The following is a 21,280-nucleotide window of genomic DNA, read 5'->3' on the forward strand; positions in this document are numbered from 1 at the left end:
CCCTTCTTACTTTGATACCTTCAGATCTTTCTTGATCTGAGTTGTAGAAATCTCCGGAGTTCGCGGAAGATAGACAACCTCACACTGTTCTTTTAAGAAATCAAACTTGCCTTCCCAGTCATCTCCCATCACAAAAGTATCCACATGATACTCTTTAACATCCGTTACTTTCTGCTCCCATCCTTCTTCCGGAATAACCAGATCTACATAACGGATTGCTTCCAGCAGTTTCTTTCTCTCTTCGTAGGTAAAATAGCATTTTTTCTGTTTTTCATTCCAGTTAAATTCATCCGTAGACAGAGCAACAATCAGATAATCCCCATACTGTTTGGCTCTGCGAAGCAGATTAATATGTCCATAATGAAGCAGATCAAATGTTCCATAAGTAATTACTCGTTTCATGATTCATCCTCCTCAAACTTTAAAATATACGGATAATGGTTCTGGCGCTTCTCCGGCGGTGGAAGCTGCATATAATCCCCATACATCGCCCGCAGAATCTGGTCGTAATTCGCCGGTACTTTTACCATAATATCTTCAAACGGAAGCTCAACCAGATTCTCCAGTTCACTCAGACTGACTGCGCTCTCCTCGATCATGGTATCATTAAACTGTGTCACCACAGATGACTTTCCGTTGTAGCGCGTTGCATTTTCTTTCCATTTTCTGCAGAGATATTCATTCGAAATCGGAAGCAGCTTTAACAGATAATGCAATGCTCCACATGTGAGACGCTTGAAAAGTTTCCCTTTTTTATGTACCGTACTCACATAAAAGTTAACATTCTTCATCATATAGATACTCCGAAGCATCATGGAACGCCTGATCTGTTTCTTCCTCTCTTTCGCATCTTCTGCAAGACCGTCAAAGACAAAAATATCTATATTGATCCCCATATTAAAGTTGCCATGATCATAGATTGTTGCAAACCGTGTTCCTTTTTTATAAAACTTGCTGACAAAATTGTAAAACTTTTCCGGACGGTCCGGACCTGCAATCTCATAGCGTCCCTCTATTTCTTTCGGAGCAACCTTTAAGAACTTCTCATATTCTTCTCTGAGCATTCCAAAATCCATATCATCATCCCACGGAATAAACCCATGATGACGGACAACTCCGATATTTGTTCCAAATACTGCAAAATACTGAATATCATATTTATTACAGATTCTTACGAATTCCTTTAAAATTCCCAGTTCTTCTTCCTGAATCCTTTTCAGAACTGCCGGATCATACTGTTTGTATCCCATAATAACTTCCTTTCTGCATACATTTATGCATACTAAGTTATTGTATCATAATTGTGCAATAAAATCTACTCCTCATATCAGATAACAGTCCCCAGATTATGCCAAAAAATCTGCTGCATGATCACAAATGATTATGCAGCAGTCCTGTAATGTTCCTTTATTTTGTTTTTCCCGGAATCCATCTGCCGGATTCATCCACATAATAATTGCCAATCCAGGTATCTTTCTGCAAGACTCCGCTGGCATTAAAGTAATAATCATAGCCTTCTATTTTCTGCCAGCCCGTCAGCATTGCTCCACTGGATGGATTCAGATAATAGGTATTCCCTTTTTCATCCGTTGACCAGCCTGTCACCATGACTCCAGTTTCGGCATCCAGGAAGTACCATACGTTATTTACTTTCTGCCAGCCCGTCTGAAGATATCCGCTTCCATTAAAATAATACCACTCATCATCAATCTTCTGCCAGCCCGTCAGCATTGCTCCACTGGACGGATTCAGATAATAAGTATGTCCTCCTTCCGGCAGCCAGCCTGTCACCATAATTCCGGTAGATGGATCCAGATAATACCATTTACCGCCAATCTTATTCCACTCTGTTACCATCGCTCCGTTTCCCGAGAAATAATACCAGGAACCACCAAGCGACAGCCAGCCGGTCACCATTGCTCCTGTGGACAGATCCAGGAAATAAACCTTATCACCAATTGGTGTGAACCCGGTTTTCTGTACATTTCCGTCTTTAAAGTAATAATACGTTCCGCTAATGGCCACCCACCCGGAATCTACTGCACCATTGACAGAAAAATACATGCTGAGTCCATTGTATGTATACCATCCTACATAAAGAGATCCCTTTGAATCAAACCGGTAAAGCACATCTGCAATCTCTGCAATTCCTTCAGTCTCACTGAAGATCTTTCCGCTGTACATGAAGCCTTTTCCGGATTCCACGCTGTCTGCCTCGTGAAAGTAGTACCATTTGCCGTCAATCTTCTTCCAGCCGGTAACCATTGCCCCGGAACTGCTAAAATAATACCAGATATCTCCGCCCGCGTTGTACCATCCTGTCTTCATTCTTCCATTTGCATCAAAATAATAAGTAGAGCCACCGATCGTCAATGTGCTGTTCTTCACATATTGTCCGTTTGTCTGAAGGAAATACCAGTAACCGCCGGATTGTACCCAGCGTCCATTCACTGTCACACTTTGCAGCATCTCCGGAATCTGTATCTCTTCCACGATCTCTCCTGCAGTTTCTATCGCTGTCTCCATCTCCTGTTTTGCCAAAGTATCCTGTACATTTTCCGCAGAAACAGTCATTGGAATCAGCGCAGTCGCTAATACAGCTGCCATCATACTTCTCACTTTTTTACAAATCTTCTTCCCTGCCATATACGTTCCCCTTCTTGATGATTCCGTCATCCTATCTGTTTTGACATCTTCCATCTGTTCCAAATTCATAAGATACTCCGTCTATTGTCTGGACACCGGTTGCCATCGCTCCATCGTCATACAGATAATAGGTACCATCATCCAGAGTCAGCCAGCCGGTCATCATCTTACCGTCTATATCCAGATAATACCAGATACCGTACAGTCTGATCCAGCCCGTGACCATCGCTCCGGAACTATTAAAGTAATACCAGATTTCGTCGATCTGTTTCCATCCAGTAACCATTGCTCCGTTTTCATCGCAATAATATGTAATCCCGTCTACCGGATTCCAACCCGTGACCATTGCTCCGTCAGTTCCCAGATAGTACCATTTGCCGAACGACTTGATCCAGCCCGTGACCATCGCTCCATCAGCTCCCAGATAGTACCATTTATCGGACGACTTAATCCAGCCGGTTACCATCGTTCCGGAACTATTAAAGTAATACCAGATTTCGTCGATCTGTTTCCATCCAGTAGCCATCATACCATTTTCTGACAGATAATACCAGATTCCATTTTGCTTGATCCAGCCCGTGACCATGTATCCCCGGCTGTCAAACCAATACCATTTTCCTCCGATTTTTTCCCATTTATTTGCTGGATATCCGCCTTTCAGATACTGGTACCACCAGCCGGTTCCGTCTTCTTTCCAGGTACCGGTCCGATAATAATATCCGGATGCCGCCTCGCTTCTCGGAGTGATCACATCGGTATAATCTACATACCCAAAATTAATATCCACATTGCCATAGATACCATTCACACGTCCTGTATTGCAGCATTGCCAGATATCTCTGGAAATCGAATCATTATATGTATAGCTGTATCTTGCAATCCACAGTGCCACATTCGGTATCTGACTCACGTCGATACAGCTCGTATACCAGTATTCGTTACAATAGAGCATCGGCGTATATCCTGCCAGACGGATCTCATCACAGAATGCTTTCGCAATCTTTCCGATCTGCGTCTTACCGAGTCCGATCTGTGAAGAATCTTCAAGATCAATCACGACCGGATATGACACCGTATATCCGGACAGATTTTTAATTACGAATTGTGCATCCAGAATCGCCTGACTCTCACTCTTTGCCATACTGTAATAATAGACTCCGACGGGAAGCCCGACCTGATTCGCATTTTTCATATTCTTCTGATAATAAGTATCCAGTTTCTGACTTCCATATCCAAGCCGGATAAAGGCATATTCTATCCCATCATTCTTTACAGCCTGCCAATTGATGTCTCCCTGCCACTGTGATACATCAATCCCCTTGATGGTTCCCTCTTCATGGCTGTTATCCTCTACCAGATATCCATTTGCATCAAAATAATACCACAGACCATCTATTTTTCTCCATGAACTGACCGGATAACTGCCGTCACTATACTCATACCACTTTCCCGTTTCATTTTCTTTCCAGCCTGCCAGGGATCTTGCCTTCCCTGCATCTGCTGCCACTTTTCCGTCTGTATCCTCAACCTCTTTTCCCAGAGACGATCCCGCCGTCTGCGTTTCCATCTGTGCATTTACCCTCAATGTAACAGCTCCCATCAAAAAGAAACAGAAAAAAAGACCGCCAAGAGTTTTCCATATTATCCGCTTTACGTTCTTCATGATTACCCCTTTCTTTTCTGGAAATAAAATGTGTCACTATGCTTTATCCGGATTCCATGCGCCTGATACATCCAGATAAAATCCATTAATCCACACATCATATGCCATCACTCCGTCCGAATAAAAGTAATAATAGTTTCCGTCGATATAGTTCCAGTCTTTTGCCATCGCCCCGTTCTTCTGAAAGTAATACGTCTTCCCATTCCACGGAAACCATCCGGTCATCATCCTTCCGGACTCATCAAAATAATACCAGCATTGATTAATCATCTTCCAACCGTTGCAATACATCTCCCCGGATTCCAGCAGATAATACCAGAAGCCATTGCTTTTCTGCCAGCCAGTCACCATCCAGCCTTCTGAATCAAAATAATAATACTTTCCGTCAATGGATTCCCAGCCGGATCTGGTATAGCTCCCATCTCCATGCCGATACCACCATCTGCCACCGGATAACAGCCATTCGTTCTTCGCCGCATTCGGTATCCAGACCCCGGAGGCATCTACGTAGCTGTTTCCGATCCATGTGCCGGAAGCCATGATACCACTGTCATACATATAATACCACTTACCACCGATCTTCTGCCAGCCGGTCACCATCCAGCCATTCTCATCAAAATAATACCAGTGCCGGCTCAGATATTTCCAGCAGCTTACACTCAGTGTTCCATCCGCTGTATAGTAGCTCCAATGTCCTTCATTTCTCACCCAGCCGGATGGAATATATCCCGGTATCACAGCACCGTCTTCTCCCAGATATACCCCTTCCATCATCATATTTTTCTGCATGACTCCAGACTCATCAAAATAGTATCTTTTGCCGTTCAATGTCTTCCAGCCGATGCAAAGTCTTCTGGTATAAGGTTCCGCATAATACCAGTTATCGTTCTCCTGGATCCATCCGGTCTGGCTCAGTCCTCCATACCGGTCAAAATAAAACCATCTGCCGTCTGCCTCATGCGCTCCCTGTGGAAGCGTCCGGCCATTCTTATCAAAATAATACCAGGTACCATCGATTCGCTGCCATCCCGGTGTCAATTCTGTATATTCTGTCTGTATTCCCTCTGCTGTAAACGTGGCAATGACCGAAGCAGAATCAGAATTGGTCGCATACATCTGCGCATCCGGAAGACAGGATCTTTCACGTATACTGATACTGTCTATGCCGTTGGTAACCACCACGGTTTCCGGATTCAGAGAAGTCAGGAAATACGTAGTATTATTATAGTCTATCGCATGGTGGCACATTTTCATCAAATCCAATGTAATTGTGGTTCCTGTGTTCGGCCATGCCTCATTGATCATATCATTGATTCCCTGCAGTGCAAAAATATCCTCCAACAGTTCTTCTTTATAGCCTTCCATCATCTCCTCTGCCTGATCAGAACGATCATCCGGATTATCCTTTATATCATCATCCGGCTGCTCCTCGGTTCCATTCTCTTCTATATCCGGAACCGGATCCTGATTCGAATTGGTGTCTTCCAACTCATCGATCAACTGAAGTGCAATCTTAATACTGTCACCGTCCGTCGGTTCCAGATCTGAAGTCAGCAACGCAACCCTTCCATAAGCTTCCACTTTTACAACCAGACTGTTAAGATTCTCACTGGATACCGGAACAATATTACCTTCTTCATCGCGAAGTCTCTCATAATTCATGATATCAATTGACATATCACCCATGGTAAAGGAACGTTCATCCGCATGCTCCTCCAGATCCAGGTCTGTAATGATCTCTGTACCGGTCTCTTTTGCGGCCTGAATCAGACGATCATATACATATTGATTATCCCACAGACGATACTCCTTTGCATCCGATACATAGTAGGGATCATTTTTATCTCGCCCATGTGCATCCAGCATATAAGAGTCATCATATCTTCCTATATATAACCGGTCCGTCGGAAAATGCCGGAGTATCTCATCTCCGGATCCGATATGGTCACTGTGAGCATGTGTAGCAATATAAAAATCCAGCTTCTTTACTCCCAGCTGCTCCAGATAATGAATCACTTGCTGCTCATATCCACAATTTGTCGTCACGCCATAACGAAGCGGATAATCTGTGCCATCCGGATAGTCCCAGTCCTCACCGGAGTCTACCATCCCATAATGTCCGTTACTTTCCAACAATATGGCATCCGTAGCACTGTCCAGGGATATAAAATGAATCCGGGTCTCCCCTCCGGCAGCTTCCACTTGCCTGGAATTACACAGAAAAAGAATTGCCATCATCAAAAGCACATATCGCTTTCTACAATTCATAAAAATACCTCTTTTATCTCATTATATTCTAGCCTGTATTATTGCAAAAAAACAGAAATTATTCAAGCAAGACAGTGCGAAAAAGTAATATTTCATTTCAAAAATCTAACCTTTTAAGATCTATGTTACGGACTGCAGAATCTTTTCCGAACTGAAAAACCTTAGCCGTTCAAAAGAATCCGACCTGGTTTTGACCTTGATCAAAACCAGGCTTTGTGAGAAGAACCATCAAAAAATCAAATATCAAGTCTATACATGAAATTTTTTCCGGGATTTACCATCAGGACATTAGTCCTCCTGTTTATACATGACTATTTTCTTGGGATTTACCATCAGGATATCAATCCTCCAATTTATACATGAAATTTTTCTTGAAATTTACCATCAAAATATCCGATATCAATTCTATGTATGAAAAAAGAAAATTCCATCAGAATCTCAAAAACGAAGGCTCTCCAGAACCGACATTGTCGGTTCTGGAGAGCCTGATAATAGGCTTATCTTACAGTCCCTAAACACATCCTATATTTTTTACGGTGTCATACCAGGAACCCATTTTCCGGATTCATCCACATAATATCTTCCCTGGTCAACCCATTGTTTTGTTGCCATGACACCATCTTCAAGCAGATAGTAATTGCCAACCCATTTACCGGTCACTTTTTTTCCACCGGAAGTAAAGTAATAATAATCTTCACCGATTTTCTGCCAGCCTGTTGCCATTGCTCCGCCACTCTTCAGATAATACGTATCTTCCAGCCATTCTTGTTCGAGCATAATGCCTGTGGACGGTTCAAAGTAATACCAGGTACTTCCGATCTTCTGCCAGCCGTTCAATCTCGCACCGCTGCTGTTCAGATAATACCACTTATCATCCAGTTTGAGCCAGCCCGTTGCCATCGCTCCGTCGCTCTCCAGATAGTAGTTCTTTCCGTTCAGTTCCAGCCATTCATGTTCAAACATGACCCCCGTTAACGGACTCAGGTAATACCACTTCCCTCCCGAACTGAGCCAGCCGGTCACTCCGACTCCGCTTCCATTCAGATAATACCAGCCTTTTTCCAGTTCCAGCCAGCCCGTTGCCATCGCTCCGCCGCTATTCAGATAATATTTCTTTCCTCCCAGTTCCAGCCACTGCTCTTCATACATAATTCCAGTCTCAGGGTCGAAGTAGTACCAGATATTTTTAATCTTTTGCCATCCTTCCATGCGATATCCGGAAGCATTGAAGTAATACCAGCTGCCATCAATCTGCATCCAGCAGCTTGTCGGATAAGTTCCATCCGGATTCTCATACCACCAGCCTTTGGAATTCTGTTTCCACTCACTGCCCGGGAGCTTCGGAATACTCTGAAACTCTTCATCGCCACATTTGCCGCACACACGCTTCTTACAACCTTCTTCCGAAGTCGTTGCTTCCTTTACCGTCTGCCATTCTCCATATGCATGTCCCGCTGCAGGAATCGCTTCCGTTCTGGTGATTCCACAGTCCCTGCACGTGAAAGTCTTTTCGCCGTCCTCCGTACACGTCGCTTCCGTAGTCACCTTTCCGCTGTCCCAGCTGTGTTCCCTCATCGGAATCTCTCTTGCCGAGTTCTCCTTCACTTCATCACACACGCTGCAGTGGATACTTTCGCTTCCGGCTTCGGTACACGTCGCTTCCCGATCTATGGTATATTCCTCATTCCAGATATGTCCGGTCGCTTCGATCTTTTCTGTCCGGGTCTTTCCGCAGACCGTACAGGTGTAGGTCTTTTCACCGTCCTCTGTACACGTCGCTTCTTCGGTCACCTTTCCGCTGTCCCAGCTGTGTTCCTTCATCGGAATCTCTCTTGCCGAGTTCTCCTTCACTTCATCACACACGCTGCAGTGGATGCTCTCGCTTCCCACTGCCGTACATGTCGCTTCCTGATCTGTTGTATATTCCTCATTCCAGATATGACCGGTCGCTTCGATCTTTTCTATCCGGGTCTTTTTGCAGACTGTACAGGTATAGGTCTTTTCGCCGTCCGCCGTACACGTCGCTTCCGTAGTCACCTTTCCACTGTCCCAGCTGTGTTCTTTCATCGGAATCTCTCTTGCCGAGTTTTCCTTCACTTCATCACATACGCTGCAGTGGATGCTTTCGCTTCCGGCTTCGGTACACGTCGCTTCCTGATCTATGGTATATTCCTCATTCCATGCATGAGACACTGTCAGATCATACAGCCTGGATCTTGCAATGATCTCTCCATCAGAAACTGCAGCAACAGAATATCGCAATACCCATTCATGACCTTCCAGCACTTCCGGCTCACAGTCACTTCTGATATCATCCCAGGAATACAAGAAACTGCATTCGGCAGAAGTTCCGATCAGATCTCCCCATACCGGCGTCCCGTCTTCCATTGCTTCTGCAACGCTGATGTGGTAACTGTCTGCCCCGTCTACAGCACCCCAGGTGATTTCTGCCCCGTTTTCTGTAAGTACTGCTTTTATGCTGGTAACTTCAGGTAATTCTGTAACATTTACTGTACACTGTGCCAGTCTTCCGGCGGCTTTGGCCGTAATCACTGCCTGGCCAACCCCGACAGCTGTCACGGTTCCCTGTCCGTCTACGACAGCCACCGTCTCATTACTGCTGCTCCATGTAATGCTCTCTCCTTCTCCGGAACCATCCGGTTCTATCGCTACCGCCAACGTATCGATATCTCCTGTCCGTAATTCAAGAGCCGTTCTGTCCAGTGTCATTCCGGTTACTGCATAGGCCGTATCCGCAAGCGCATAGGAACTTAAAAATGCACTCTCCGGTGTGTGTCCACTAAAATCAGAGGTTCCTTTCAAAAAATAACGGTAAGTTTTATTGCCCGCATCCCAGGTAGAATCCAGATAATAATATCTGGAGCCCAGTTTCACAATATTCCATCCATGCGCTCCCCCGCCTCCGGTGCCGGAGACCAGTCGTGTATCCACCCCTGCATCTTCCATCATCCGGTAGACCAGAGCCGCATATCCCTGGCAGACTGCCGTCTTATGAATCAGTGCCGCATATGCGGTATATTTCAGCTTATATGTATCATCATCCAGATTGTCATAATCATAGGTAACATTGCTGCAGATATAGTCGTAGATCTTTTTTACTTTGTCATAATCCGCCATACCGGCATCCCTGACTCCAAGTTCTGCCAGAAGCGATGTCAGTGCTGCATCCAATTCCGCTTCCTGCTCTGCAGTCGTATAATACGTCATGTTAATCGTATATGTATAGTACCACATCCCCTGAGAGGAAGAATAAGAAATACTGGCTTTGTATCCCGCATAGGTCCAGCGGAGATAATCCCCTGCATGCGAATCCTCCGTTTCTGCCATTGCCAGTTCTACCCAGCTTTTCAACTTCGTATTATCATATTCCTGTTCAGACTTATAATATACAGTAATGATACTTTCCCGCTGAATCATATTTTCACGAATGATAGATGCAATATTCTGGACACTTTCATCCGTCTCGTATTCCGGTTCTGCATATGTCGCGATTCCATTTTCTGCAACGGCCGTCAGATCCTCTTCACTGACCACATCCTGATAAATGGGGTTGACATACATCTCCTCTACAATCCCTGCCTGTGATTCATCCGGCTCTGCCGCATGCACCACGAACTGTCTTGTCATCCCCCACCAGCTGCCGGATATGAGCATCACAGCCACAAGCAGCAGCGCCAACACTCTCTTTCTCATGATCATTCCTCCATCCTGCTTTTTATTACACCGCTTTTATTATAACATCTTTTTTCATCCATTGAAAAGGTGTTGCTTCACAACCTTTCCGGCTATAAAACAACACCCTGTTCCATTCTTTATTCTCGCAGCATATTCTGTTTTATGTATTATTTAACCCATATTCCGCTTCCTGTGAACCAGTATTTCTTTCCATTAATGGTTCTTTCACCGGTATACAGGCGTCCGTTAGAAGATGCATAATACCAGTATCCATCTACTTTTGCCCATCCGCCTTTTACCATGGCACCACTGCCATCAAACAGATAGAATTCAACCCCTGTATAGAACAAACCTGTATGCATACGGCCATTGTTAAAGTAATATGCTTTGCCTCCAATCGTTTTCAGTCCTTCTGCCGGATTTCCGTTTACAAAATAGTACCAGAAGGTTCCATAATTCTCCTTCACAGAATACCATCCTGTCTTTACCTCTGTCATGGCACCGTTGCTTCCGAAAAATCTATAGCCATTCAGTTCTGTTACCCAGACATAACCTGTCCTCATCTCCGGATCCAGATAATACTGCTTTCCGTCAATCGTCTGAAGTCCGGTCTGCTGCTCTCCGTTTTTATAATAGTACCAGGAACCATCAATTTTCTTCCAGCCGTTCTTCAGATCTGTTCTTACTCCTGAAGCATTGATATAGTATTCTTCTCCTGTATCTTCGTCATACCAGAACATATCGGAAACCATCACCCCATTCCCATCGAAATAATAGGTGACATTGTTAATCTCCAGCTTTGCTTCCTGATTCAAAGTTCCGTCTTCATTAAAGTAATACCAGTCTCCCGTACGGGTTTTCTTCCATGCCTTTTTCCCCTTGATCTCACCGAGATAATATCCGGAAGAATCAATATCATATAATTTTCCTTCATCAACGATCGGATAGGTTGCAAGTGTATAATAATCCGTGAAATAATACCATTTTCCATTAATCAGCTTCCATCCCTCATCCGTGATGAGTTTTCCGGTGGCAGAATCTGCATAAAACCATTCGCCATATAGAGTCTTGATCCAGCCCTTCATGATCTCACCGTCATATCCGACATAATAACATCCGTCATCAGAATCGACAATCATATTCGTCGCCATAGCACCATTCATAATATAATATCTGTCCTGCAGCCATCCACTGTACGGTTCTCCATCCTCCGTCCGGTAATACCATGTTCCGTCTGCGAGCTCCCAGCCTGCTTTTGCTCCAAGCTTCTTAACCAGTGCTCCGTTATCAGCAAAGAGATAGGACTCTCCTTCAATCTCATATACACCGGTCACCATCTCGCCATCCCAGTCTACATAGTATTTATGATTGTCTACCCACTGTTCGGTCAGTATTCTTCCCTGTTCATCTGTACGATACCAGCTAAGTCCAAAGCGCACCCAATCATTCATTACAAGCGCACCTTTGGCATCTGTCATATACACTTCTCCGTCATACCAGCACATGCCCTGGTCCATGACACCAGCATAGTTAAAGAGGTATTTCTTGCCGCCAATCTCATATAGACCATCTGTATACAGATTACCGTCTTCCCCGATATAATACCATTCACCACCGGTCTGCACCCATCCGGTCTTCTGAATAATCACTCCGTCCGGGTCTGCCAGAAGCCATACATCATCATAATCTTCCTCTTCTTCATTCCAGATCGATACTACAAAAGAACCGGTCTGCATGATTCCTTCCCAGTCAAAGTAATACTGTTTTCCCTTATCAGTCACGATCTCGCCGGTAACAATCTGATTGTCCTCAAGGAAATAATACCAGTACTTCGTTTCCGGTGACTGATACCAGCCTTTTGCATGCTTGATGATTGCGCCGTTACTGTCAGTAAGGTATGGTCTTTCCCCACCGGTCCAGATCGTACCGGTCTGCAGCTCACCATTCCAGTCAAAATAATAGTCCTTGCCGTCAATATTTTTTATCTCATCACAGACATATGAACCATCTTCAAAGTAATACCATGCGCCGTTGATCATCTGCCAGCCGTTCAGATCTGCATCGTCAACAACCGTCAGTACTCCGTCTTCATCCGCATAATAGAGTACGTCATCAATCAGCACATTGCCGTTTCTGACCAGATATCCATTGGTATTAAAATAATAGGAATTGCCGTCTTCTTCAAGCACTTCACTTTCATACCGGAAGAAATCTTCTCCGTAATATTGATATTCCTCCTCATATTCATCATAATACCAGCCGGTAATCAAGATTCCATCTTCAGCTGATCTGATATATCCGCCTTTTTCTGTATCTTCATTCCAGTAATAAACATCCCCGTTCACCATCAACGTTCCGCCAGACCAGAAGTAATACCAGTCTCCTTCAATCTGGTACATGGTGTCTTCCAGCATTACGCCGTCCACGTAATAATACCGGTATCCGTCTTCTTCATACCAGCCCGTCTCCGGAATCCCCACGTCAGTTCCTCCGTCTGATACAACCGCCGGATCCTCAGATTCTGTCTCTTCTATCGTCTGTTCCGCTTTGGTCTCCTCTTCCTCCGCTGTCGCTTCCTCAGACAGTTCCACTTCTTCTGTTACATTCTCCGGAACATCTTCTGTTACAGTCTCCTCCTGAACCACTTCTTCCTGTACTGCATCATCAGATACGCTGTCCTGTGCCAATGCAGGCGTTACGGAACTTACCGATAATGCCATAATGCTGAAAAGTGCAACCAGCTTTTTTCTTTTTATCATTCCCATTCCTCCTTACTATTACAGGTAATCTGCACTATCAATTATACAAATCATACCATTTATTAAATATTTATACAATATTTTTCTCTCCTGTTGTATTAAAAGGAATTTTCGATTAATTCTGCCTTTTTTTCTGATATTTCAATTGTCTTTACCATATTTCTTTTGTATAATAATACTATCTTTTACATTATGAGGAGGTAATGATATGAAAGGATACCAAAAACAATTACTGTCATTATTTCTGGCTCTGACATTAACCTGTGCAGCTCCGCTCACAGCACTTGCGGCAGACGTGGATACAGATGAAGCTGCGGATGTGCAGGCAGAAGTGTCTGTTTCAGAAGATGACGGTCAGGAACAGCCTGATGCGGACATTCCAGACGAGGCGGACGTTTCTGATACAGAAGTAACTCAGGAAGTGCCTGAAGATATCTCCGTTCCGGAATCTGAGAACGGTTCTGTTACGGAAGAATCCGAAGCTCCGGTACTCTTTGATTCCGGAAGCGGATACTGGCATCACAACAGCAACGGATACTGGTTCGAAATCATTGGCGGCGGATATCTGAGCAATGGCATCTATACCATAGGTGGTGTTACTTATGCCTTCGACTCCAGAGGATATATGGTGACCGGCTGGTTCAAATTCGAAGGTCTGTGGTACTACTTTGACAGCAACGGAGCACAGCACCGGGGATGGCTCAATGACGGAGGAAAATGGTACTATCTGGATCCGAATACAGGATATGGCTATGCAATGATCGCAAATGGACGTTACGAGATCAGCGACAAGATCTATTGCTTCCGTTCAGACGGGTCCATGGTCATCGGCTGGTATCAATTCTCAGCAGGATGGCGCTTCTACAACAGCAATGGATATGAATGCACCGGCTGGGTAAAGTCCGGCGGAAAGTGGTATTATATGAATCCGAACAGTAACGCGGCATATGCCAACCTGATGCAGGAAGAAGGATGGCGTGATCTCGGCGGAAAGACATATCACTTTAATAAAGATGGTTCCATGACCGTTGGCTGGTACTACTCATCCTATTATAAAGCTTACTTCTATTATGACAGTGACGGTGCCGAGCACTCCGGATGGCTCAAGTCCAGCGGAAAATGGTATTATATGAATCCGAACGATCTCAATGCCATGGCATGTGATGGATGGTTGACGATCAATGAAAAGCACTATTACTTTACAGAAACCGGCGCCATGGTAACCGGCTGGGGAAAGATAGACACGAGTACAGGTACAAAATATGTTTATCTGGATGTCCCGAATGGTAATCTGGTATTCGGCTGGAAGAAGATCAATTACAAATGGTATTATTTCGATCCAAACAACAACGGTTTCATGGTAACCGGCTCTCTTCTGATCGACGGACGCATCTGCGTCTTTGATTCTAACGGTGTATGGCTTGGATATGCCAACTAATTACAGAAGCAATCATAAGGATGAACAACGTCATTAAAATGACATCATAAAAATACGGTTTCCCTTGGAAAACCTCTGGCATGCACCAGAGCGCTCCTTTGGAAACCGTATTTTCATTAATAGTGTTTCTTACTTATTACTGTTCTTTCAGATACTTTCCTGCATCTTTGAAAAAGCTTGCTACAATAATCATGACGATGATCCCGATCGGGAATGCCGCAATGATCGCCACCGACTGCAGACTGTTCATCGAATTTTCAGAGAAGATCAGTGCGATCGGAAACAGGATAAACAGCACAGCCCAGAATGTACGGATCTTTTTATCCGGTTCTTCATCTGCTTTTAAAAACTTGTAGGAATAGGAGGAAACAACCATTGTCAATGCATCAAACGTCGTCGAATAAAATGCAATCATCGTAACTACCAGGATTACCAGCACCAGCTTTGCACACGGCAGCGTATTCAGAATCTCTATGATCACAGCCGGAATATCCGTTCCGTTTTCCAGTTCACCGACAACATCTATTACACCTTTCATCTGCTGCGACAATCCATAATTCCCCAGCACGATAAATGACATAAATGTTCCGGCAAGACCACATCCATATGCTCCCAGCACCGTATTTCTGATGGTTCTTCCCTTACTGATAATTCCGATAAAGAACGGCGTTGCCACACACCATGCCATCCAGTAGGCCCAGTAGAAAATACTCCAGTTCTGCACAAAGAAAGTTTCTCTGGCGGGATCCATCCAGGTTGCCATCCCAACAAAATTCTGTACCAGATTTCCAATCGAGGATACCCCTGTTTCCAGAATGTATCTGCATTCTCCGCCTCCAATCAATACATAGGCAAGCAGAACAAAGAACAGATACGCACAGATGCTTGCAAGTCTGGATACCCCCTTCATGCCAAACCATACCGTCAGTGTATATACGAATGCGATCATCAGCAGAATAATAATTGTAAGCGTAATTCCGGGCGTCAGTCCGAACACATGGCTGAGTGCCGCAGAAAGCAGTGGAGTTGCCAGCGAAAACGTTGTAGCTGTTCCTGCAAGCAAAGCTATGACCGCAAGCAGATCAATGATTCGTCCTATGATTCCGTCTACTTTATCTCCAAGCAGAGGTCTGCATGCTTCTGAGAACTTCTGTTTCTCTCTGCCTCTGACATGAATCATAAATCCAAAGGCAACCGCAAGAATAATATAAAAACTCCACGCAATCGGTCCCCAGTGAAACAACGTGTAGGTAGGTGCCCATTTCTGCATACCCCCCATCGCAACGATGTGGGGATCATTGCCATACAAGGCCCATTCACACAGAGAATAAAACAGGATATCTGCCGCCATTGTTGAAGTAAATATCATGGTTCCCCATTTAAATGTACTGTACTCCGGCTTGTCCTGATCTCCAAGGCGAATCTTTCCATATCGGGAAAATGCCATATAAAGTGAACAGATCACTGCACCACAGCCAAGCAGTACATAATAGATTCCAAGATCATCCCCCAGAAAATTTCTTATATTGCCCAGAACATTTTTTGACTGTTCCGGCCAGATCATAAAGACAACACACAGTGCGATGATCACAATCAGCGGGACGATCATGGTAGACAGATCCAGTCGTTCCATTATTTTTTTGTTATTCTTTTGTGACATATTATTTTCCCTCCATTACACACAGTTTTCCAGTTCCATAATCATATGTGTAGGAATCCTCCCGGTATCTGAAGCAAACCCCTGATACATGATTCCCTTTTTTTACCGGTGCAAATCCATAAAGATCCTTTTCTTCGCATTTCAACCGTTCTGCGATTGCCTCCATGATATGACATCCTGATGACGTCAGGTACTCAGGCACCTGCTCTCTTAATTCTTCAAAGCTGTCAAATTCCAGCACATTCCCGGCATCCTCCCGTTTCTCATACAGTACCATTTCCTGTATGTGTTCCAGATAAAGATCTTCCCAGTAGGTATCTGCTGCTTTTGGATCTTCAAACGCTTTCTCCAGAAGTGGTATCAGCTGTCCTGAGAATCTTTCATCAAACAATACAATTCCCTGCATGACCCAGGCATCTTTACCTCCGATCACAACCTCTGTAATCTTCCCTTCCGAATCCGAAAAAACGCACCATTCATCCGTTTTCCCCTGCTTATACATGGTCGTATAATATGGACGCTCTTCTTCCCTGCGAAATGGGTTCTCGCGAAAATAATAATCACTGCAGGATACATAAGTATTTTTCAGCTTTTCTTTTGCCACATACAGGCTGGAATGATTATTTTTTTCCAGATAATATGGATTTTCAATCAATGTAACTCTACATTTTTCTTTCAGATATTCAAACTGTTCTCTGTGATATCCGACGATTACTGTAATGTCTTCGATTCCCGCTTCCTGAAGCTGCCTGATCTGTCGTTCAATCAGAACTTCTCCATGGATCGTAAGCAGTGCTTTTGGTTTTTCATACGACAACGGAGCCAGCCTTGTCGACATTCCGGCAGCCATGATGACTGCATTATCTATCCGTATCATCAATTGCTCCTTTCTCCAGTTCTTCTTTTACAATGTGATAATATTCTTTCGCATATCGATACTGTCTCAGTGAATACTCTCCGAACTCCACACCACACACTCTTTTGTACTCACACCAGTTGCTCCAGAGGAAGCCGCACACTGCAATGTAGCAATAGATTTTAATCCGGATCTTCTGATCCACCTGTCCCTGAAAATACAGATTAATCAGCTCATCGACCTTTTCTCTGTCATACATGGAATAGATTGCAAACATGGCTATATCAACATGAATATCCTGCATTCCTGCATATTCCCAGTCAATCAGATAGATTTTCTCCTTCGTCAGAAGAAAATTATCGCAGTTTGCATCAATATGCGTCAAAGAGATCTGTTTCGGCTGTGCATCAATATACTGCTTTAACTCATACATTTTTACTTTTGTATCCTGATAATCCCGATATGCGGAAGGCTCTGCTCCCCTTAATTTTTCATAATATTCCATCTGTTCAAATATATCAAAAGTGTGTTCGACCTTCAGATTCATGTTGTGGAATTCCCGCAGCAGATCCATACATATCTTTACATCTTCCGGGTTATCACTGTCACAGTTTCTTGCATTCTCAACAAACTCTGTAATCTTATACCCGTTCTCCGGTGAAATATAGATCACAGGATCTGTAAGCTCCGTACCTTTCAGCTGCTCATATACTTCGTACTCCTGTCTGCGATTGATCATCTGATCTGTGCCTTCCCCGGGTATCCGCATAATATACTTTTTGTCTCTGCACCGGAACTGAAAGGAGCGATTTGTCATTCCTTTCTTCAGAGACCGAATCTCAACAATCTCATCTTCATTACAGTTCAGTACTTCCGCAATTAATGCAATCACATCTGACTGAAGCTGATTGGAGTTGTCATCCAGCTCTCTCAGCTGTTCATATGTATTAATTTCAAACACATCCTCTGCACTCACCTCTTTTGGTCCGACAAGATACCGATCCCCTTCCAGAAGTGCCTGTTCCCAGAATGCCTGATTATATTCCCGTTTTGCGGAGTATTCCCGAATGTTTTTCTTTAATTTTTCAGCGTCACTCTCAAGCATATATGCAATTCCGACCATGGCATTGCCATCTTCATTTCGTTTCACACTTACTAATTCTTTTTTTCGATTGATCCTGACAGAGCTTTCTTCAGAAAACGCATCCGTCACCATATACCAGGAATACCACTCTTTTTTGGAAAACGGATTATTTCTGCACCAGATATCACATGGTATGATATAGGTATTACCAATCTTCTCTACCACTCTGTTCAGAGAATGCAGATTATTTTTCCTTGAGTAATCTGCATTGAACACCAGATTCACTCCAAACTTATCGATCAGATATTCATACTGTTCCTTCATGAATCCGACGATGATATCAATATCATATATTTCTGCCTCATGTAATTGCAGAATCAGACGTTCGATCAACGGCTCTCCGTGAACTTCCAACAGACCCTTCGGCATCTCCACATTGATCGGAACCATTCGCATACCGTATCCTGCAGCAAGAATCACAGCATTTTTGGGTTTTTTCTTCTGTATTTCACATAGCGCTTTCTGAGAAAGGTTCATATCTTCATCTATATACGCACTATTGATCAGTTTTTTTAATGCACTGTTTACTTTTCCAACAGAATATCCCGTATAAGCTGAGAGTTCTCTTTGTGAGTGAAACCTCTTTTCAGTCAAAGCGTTCATGATATCATATTCTTGAATGTTCATGTTTTTCTCCTTTTTTATTTTCGTGAACAACGGTATTGTAACTCTTTTCTCAGGATAATGCAAGTACTTTACAAAGAAAGAACCGGGAATGTCTGCTCCATTCCCGGTTCTTTCTTTTGTTACCTATTCCCCAAGCCCATCTTCTACGGCTTTTACCATAGCAGCTAATGCTTCTTCTTCACCTTTTCCTTCACATTCAAGTTCGATTTCATCACCTTTTTTAATGCACGCTCCGAGAACACTCAGAACACTTTTTGCATTTGCTGTCATGTTACCGTACTTAAATGTCACTCTGCAGTCATATCTGCTGGCTGTATTGCAGAATATTCCTGCAGGTCTCAAATGCAGACCAGTAGGATTAGTAATTGTAACTTTCTGACTAACCATATTTCCCTCCGTGTTATTCTTCTTTCTTTTTTTCCAATACGATCTCGACACTTACATCGTTAACCAGAGAGCATCCATTTGGGAGCTCCACAGCCACCGGAACAGTATAAGTTCCAGGAGTCGTATATTTTTTCAGATCAATGCTGACTTTTTTTGCAATGGAAAATACTTCCAGCTTTTCACTCGGTCCCTTAATCTGTATCTCCAGATCTACCGTGTTTCCAAAACTCAACTCCAGATCAGACGCCAGGTTATTCACCACAATTGATCCGGTCGACACTTCATACATCTTGGTTCCGGGTTGTTCTACCGTAATCGTCACCACAACATTGTTCGCATTCGACTCTGCCAGCATGACGCCTTCCGGCAGATACGGCGATATATCTATCGTTTCTTCCGACTTTTTCGTCAAATCAGATATCTCCAGCTCTTCTGCAGGTATATTGATCTCCGACAGTTTCTTCAGTGTATCTTTATCTCCGGTCACACTGACTTCCTGCGGCTCCACTTCCACACTGCCTATCTTATATCCGTCCGCCGCTGTTATCTTCGAAGTATCCAGCCGGATCGGCACATTCTTTATCTGGAACAGTTCAACGGCTACGCTCACACCCTCTTTTCCAAGATTGTTCGCCAGCAGCGTCTGATCAATCACATTGTTATTTGCATCATACAACACAAGCTTTGCTTCCAGCGTCGTATCTTCCGACAATCCGGATACATCTACTTCCGCCATGACCTTACTGATACTGTCGATCACAGTCTTCGGACCACGCAAAGTCACCTTCTGAGGAACTGCATTCATTTCCGCAATCACATATCCTTCTCTTACGGTTCCGATTGTCGTAGGAGTGATCGGGAAATTATTCTTTGCTTCCTCATCTATCTGTACCTGAAGATTTCTAGGCTTTGCAACTGCCTTGTCATACCGGTAACCCTCGACCGTTACTTCTATCGGCACCTGTGTGCGAAGCGTCAGCTCTCTCATATCTGCAACCGCCTTGATATCTTCCGACTTGATCTTGTTCAGCACGGACCGTTTGGCAGTAACCGTTACACTGACCTCATTCGTATCATCAACAATCTGGTATGTGCTGTTCTGGTCCGTCACAACTTCTTCATGAATCACTTCGACCGGTATTCCGGAATACGTTTCCTCTGTCACCGGATCGTCAATATTAACCACCAGAAGCCACATACAGGACGCGATCAGAAAGGCCAGTATTTTAAGGCTGAGATTGTTGGTCAGTTTTCTTCTCATTCTCATTCTTATTCTTACGCCTTCCTTTCCATAATGCTGCTATTCGGCCTGTTTCTTTCTTTTTATGTTGAATATCGGACAATCTGTCTCTGAGTTCTTCTTCCGTAACATTACGGGCCAGCCTTCCTCCCTGTGCCACAGAAACCGCACCCGTCTCTTCTGACACTGCGATAATCAGTGCATCACTTACTTCACTCATTCCCACTGCGGCACGATGTCTGGTTCCCAGATCCTTGCTGATTCCCATATTATCAGACAGCGGAAGATAACAGGTTGCAGATACAATGCGGTCTCCCCGAACAATAATAGCCCCATCATGCAAAGGAGTATTATGTTCAAATATATTAATCAGCACCTGACTGGACACCAGACAGTCCATCCTGATTCCGGTACTTTCATATTCCGTAAGACGAATCGCCTGCTCTACCACAATCAATGCACCCGTTTTCACCTTGCCCATCGCGAAAGCTGCCCGGATCATCTCTTCTCTTGTCTCTTCACTGAAACGTGCTTCTCTGCTCGTCTCAAACGGGACAACCGAAGGCAGGAACTGCTTTTCTCCCAGTTTTTCCAGGGCTCTTCGCAGTTCCGGCTGAAATACTACAATTGCTGCCGTGGCCATAACCGTAACTGAATTCTTCGCCAGATACAATATTGTATGCATGTTTAAGACAGCTGCGATCAGAATAAACACTGCCAGAACAATGATTCCCTTTAAGAGCATCCATGCTTTCGTATTCTTGATCCAGACCATCACCTGATAGATAAGAAATGTAAGAATCAGAACTTCTATAATATCCGTCAATTTTATATCAGGGAAATATAAGTTATATTTTTCTGTAAATTCAGATATCATCATTCTGTCTCTCACCTCC

Annotated in this window: 14 protein-coding genes; 1 reads left to right on the top strand and 13 read right to left on the bottom strand. The window is 43.9% G+C overall.

The genetic code is table 11. The features are described 5' to 3' along the window. Positions 1–6: 6 nt before the first annotated feature. The 7 genes from tagD to ABE547_RS07320 all read right to left on the bottom strand — a co-directional run bounded on the left by tagD (position 7) and on the right by ABE547_RS07320 (position 13,032). Positions 7–402, bottom strand: a complete 396-nt coding sequence (gene tagD / locus ABE547_RS07290; RefSeq protein ID WP_235247896.1) for a glycerol-3-phosphate cytidylyltransferase — start codon at positions 400–402, stop codon at positions 7–9. Next, positions 399–1,250, bottom strand: a complete 852-nt coding sequence (locus tag ABE547_RS07295) for a LicD family protein (protein WP_347378150.1) — start codon at positions 1,248–1,250, stop codon at positions 399–401. Before ABE547_RS07295 ends, tagD begins: the two co-directional genes overlap by 4 nt. Positions 1,251–1,407: 157 nt before the next feature. Continuing rightward, positions 1,408–2,646 carry a hypothetical protein gene (locus tag ABE547_RS07300; protein WP_347378151.1) on the bottom strand — a complete coding sequence of 413 codons (1,239 nt, stop codon included), beginning with the start codon at positions 2,644–2,646 and terminating at the stop codon, positions 1,408–1,410. A 31-nt stretch (positions 2,647–2,677) separates the two neighbouring features. Beyond that, positions 2,678–4,309: a GH25 family lysozyme gene (locus ABE547_RS07305; protein WP_347378152.1), complete on the bottom strand. Its 1,632-nt coding sequence runs from the start codon at positions 4,307–4,309 to the stop codon at positions 2,678–2,680. A gap of 36 nt (positions 4,310–4,345) precedes the next feature. After that, complete coding sequence (locus tag ABE547_RS07310) at positions 4,346–6,577, bottom strand: MBL fold metallo-hydrolase (RefSeq protein WP_347378153.1); 2,232 nt, start codon at positions 6,575–6,577, stop codon at positions 4,346–4,348. 531 nt (positions 6,578–7,108) lie between these two features. Then, positions 7,109–10,291, bottom strand: coding sequence for a transglutaminase domain-containing protein (locus ABE547_RS07315; protein WP_347378154.1), 3,183 nt, complete (start codon positions 10,289–10,291; stop codon positions 7,109–7,111). Between the two features lie 149 nt (positions 10,292–10,440). After that, positions 10,441–13,032: a hypothetical protein gene (locus ABE547_RS07320; protein WP_347378155.1), complete on the bottom strand. Its 2,592-nt coding sequence runs from the start codon at positions 13,030–13,032 to the stop codon at positions 10,441–10,443. A 208-nt stretch (positions 13,033–13,240) separates the two neighbouring features. Here ABE547_RS07320 and ABE547_RS07325 point away from each other — a divergent pair, with 208 nt between their 5' ends. After that, positions 13,241–14,470, top strand: coding sequence for a hypothetical protein (locus tag ABE547_RS07325; RefSeq protein ID WP_347378156.1), 1,230 nt, complete (start codon positions 13,241–13,243; stop codon positions 14,468–14,470). A 136-nt stretch (positions 14,471–14,606) separates the two neighbouring features. Here ABE547_RS07325 and ABE547_RS07330 read toward each other — a convergent pair whose 3' ends face one another. The 6 genes from ABE547_RS07330 to cdaA form a co-directional block, all read right to left on the bottom strand. Continuing rightward, a complete protein-coding gene (locus tag ABE547_RS07330; RefSeq protein WP_347378157.1) occupies positions 14,607–16,130 on the bottom strand; it encodes a BCCT family transporter in 1,524 nt (507 codons plus the stop codon). Position 16,131: 1 nt separating this feature from the next. Continuing rightward, positions 16,132–17,007, bottom strand: a complete 876-nt coding sequence (locus tag ABE547_RS07335; protein ID WP_347378158.1) for an NTP transferase domain-containing protein — start codon at positions 17,005–17,007, stop codon at positions 16,132–16,134. After that, positions 16,991–18,757, bottom strand: coding sequence for a phosphotransferase (locus ABE547_RS07340; protein ID WP_347378159.1), 1,767 nt, complete (start codon positions 18,755–18,757; stop codon positions 16,991–16,993). Before ABE547_RS07340 ends, ABE547_RS07335 begins: the two co-directional genes overlap by 17 nt. A gap of 123 nt (positions 18,758–18,880) precedes the next feature. Next, positions 18,881–19,144, bottom strand: a complete 264-nt coding sequence (locus ABE547_RS07345) for an HPr family phosphocarrier protein (RefSeq protein ID WP_235247909.1) — start codon at positions 19,142–19,144, stop codon at positions 18,881–18,883. Positions 19,145–19,157: 13 nt separating this feature from the next. Then, complete coding sequence (locus ABE547_RS07350) at positions 19,158–20,411, bottom strand: CdaR family protein (RefSeq protein WP_347378160.1); 1,254 nt, start codon at positions 20,409–20,411, stop codon at positions 19,158–19,160. Then, on the bottom strand, positions 20,371–21,264 hold the full coding sequence (gene cdaA / locus ABE547_RS07355) for a diadenylate cyclase CdaA (RefSeq protein WP_347378161.1): 894 nt from the start codon (positions 21,262–21,264) through the stop codon (positions 20,371–20,373). Before cdaA ends, ABE547_RS07350 begins: the two co-directional genes overlap by 41 nt. Positions 21,265–21,280 lie beyond the last annotated feature (16 nt).

Origin of the sequence: Dorea sp. YH-dor226 (assembly GCF_039832105.1) — a bacterium.
In the GTDB taxonomy this organism is placed as follows: Bacteria; Bacillota; Clostridia; order Lachnospirales; family Lachnospiraceae; genus Dorea_A.

Excerpts from the sequence above, each read along its gene's own strand:
- ABE547_RS07305 (WP_347378152.1), bottom strand. The coding sequence starts at position 4,309 with ATGAAGAACGTAAAGCGGATAATATGGAAAACTCTTGGCGGTCTTTTT.
- ABE547_RS07325 (WP_347378156.1), top strand. The coding sequence starts at position 13,241 with ATGAAAGGATACCAAAAACAATTACTGTCATTATTTCTGGCTCTGACA.
- ABE547_RS07300 (WP_347378151.1), bottom strand. The coding sequence starts at position 2,646 with ATGGCAGGGAAGAAGATTTGTAAAAAAGTGAGAAGTATGATGGCAGCT.
- ABE547_RS07295 (WP_347378150.1), bottom strand. The coding sequence starts at position 1,250 with ATGGGATACAAACAGTATGATCCGGCAGTTCTGAAAAGGATTCAGGAA.
- ABE547_RS07335 (WP_347378158.1), bottom strand. The coding sequence starts at position 17,007 with ATGATACGGATAGATAATGCAGTCATCATGGCTGCCGGAATGTCGACA.
- ABE547_RS07345 (WP_235247909.1), bottom strand. The coding sequence starts at position 19,144 with ATGGTTAGTCAGAAAGTTACAATTACTAATCCTACTGGTCTGCATTTG.
- ABE547_RS07340 (WP_347378159.1), bottom strand. The coding sequence starts at position 18,757 with ATGAACATTCAAGAATATGATATCATGAACGCTTTGACTGAAAAGAGG.
- ABE547_RS07350 (WP_347378160.1), bottom strand. The coding sequence starts at position 20,411 with ATGAGAATGAGAAGAAAACTGACCAACAATCTCAGCCTTAAAATACTG.
- ABE547_RS07315 (WP_347378154.1), bottom strand. The coding sequence starts at position 10,291 with ATGAGAAAGAGAGTGTTGGCGCTGCTGCTTGTGGCTGTGATGCTCATA.
- cdaA (WP_347378161.1), bottom strand. The coding sequence starts at position 21,264 with ATGATGATATCTGAATTTACAGAAAAATATAACTTATATTTCCCTGAT.
- ABE547_RS07320 (WP_347378155.1), bottom strand. The coding sequence starts at position 13,032 with ATGATAAAAAGAAAAAAGCTGGTTGCACTTTTCAGCATTATGGCATTA.
- tagD (WP_235247896.1), bottom strand. The coding sequence starts at position 402 with ATGAAACGAGTAATTACTTATGGAACATTTGATCTGCTTCATTATGGA.
- ABE547_RS07330 (WP_347378157.1), bottom strand. The coding sequence starts at position 16,130 with ATGTCACAAAAGAATAACAAAAAAATAATGGAACGACTGGATCTGTCT.
- ABE547_RS07310 (WP_347378153.1), bottom strand. The coding sequence starts at position 6,577 with ATGAATTGTAGAAAGCGATATGTGCTTTTGATGATGGCAATTCTTTTT.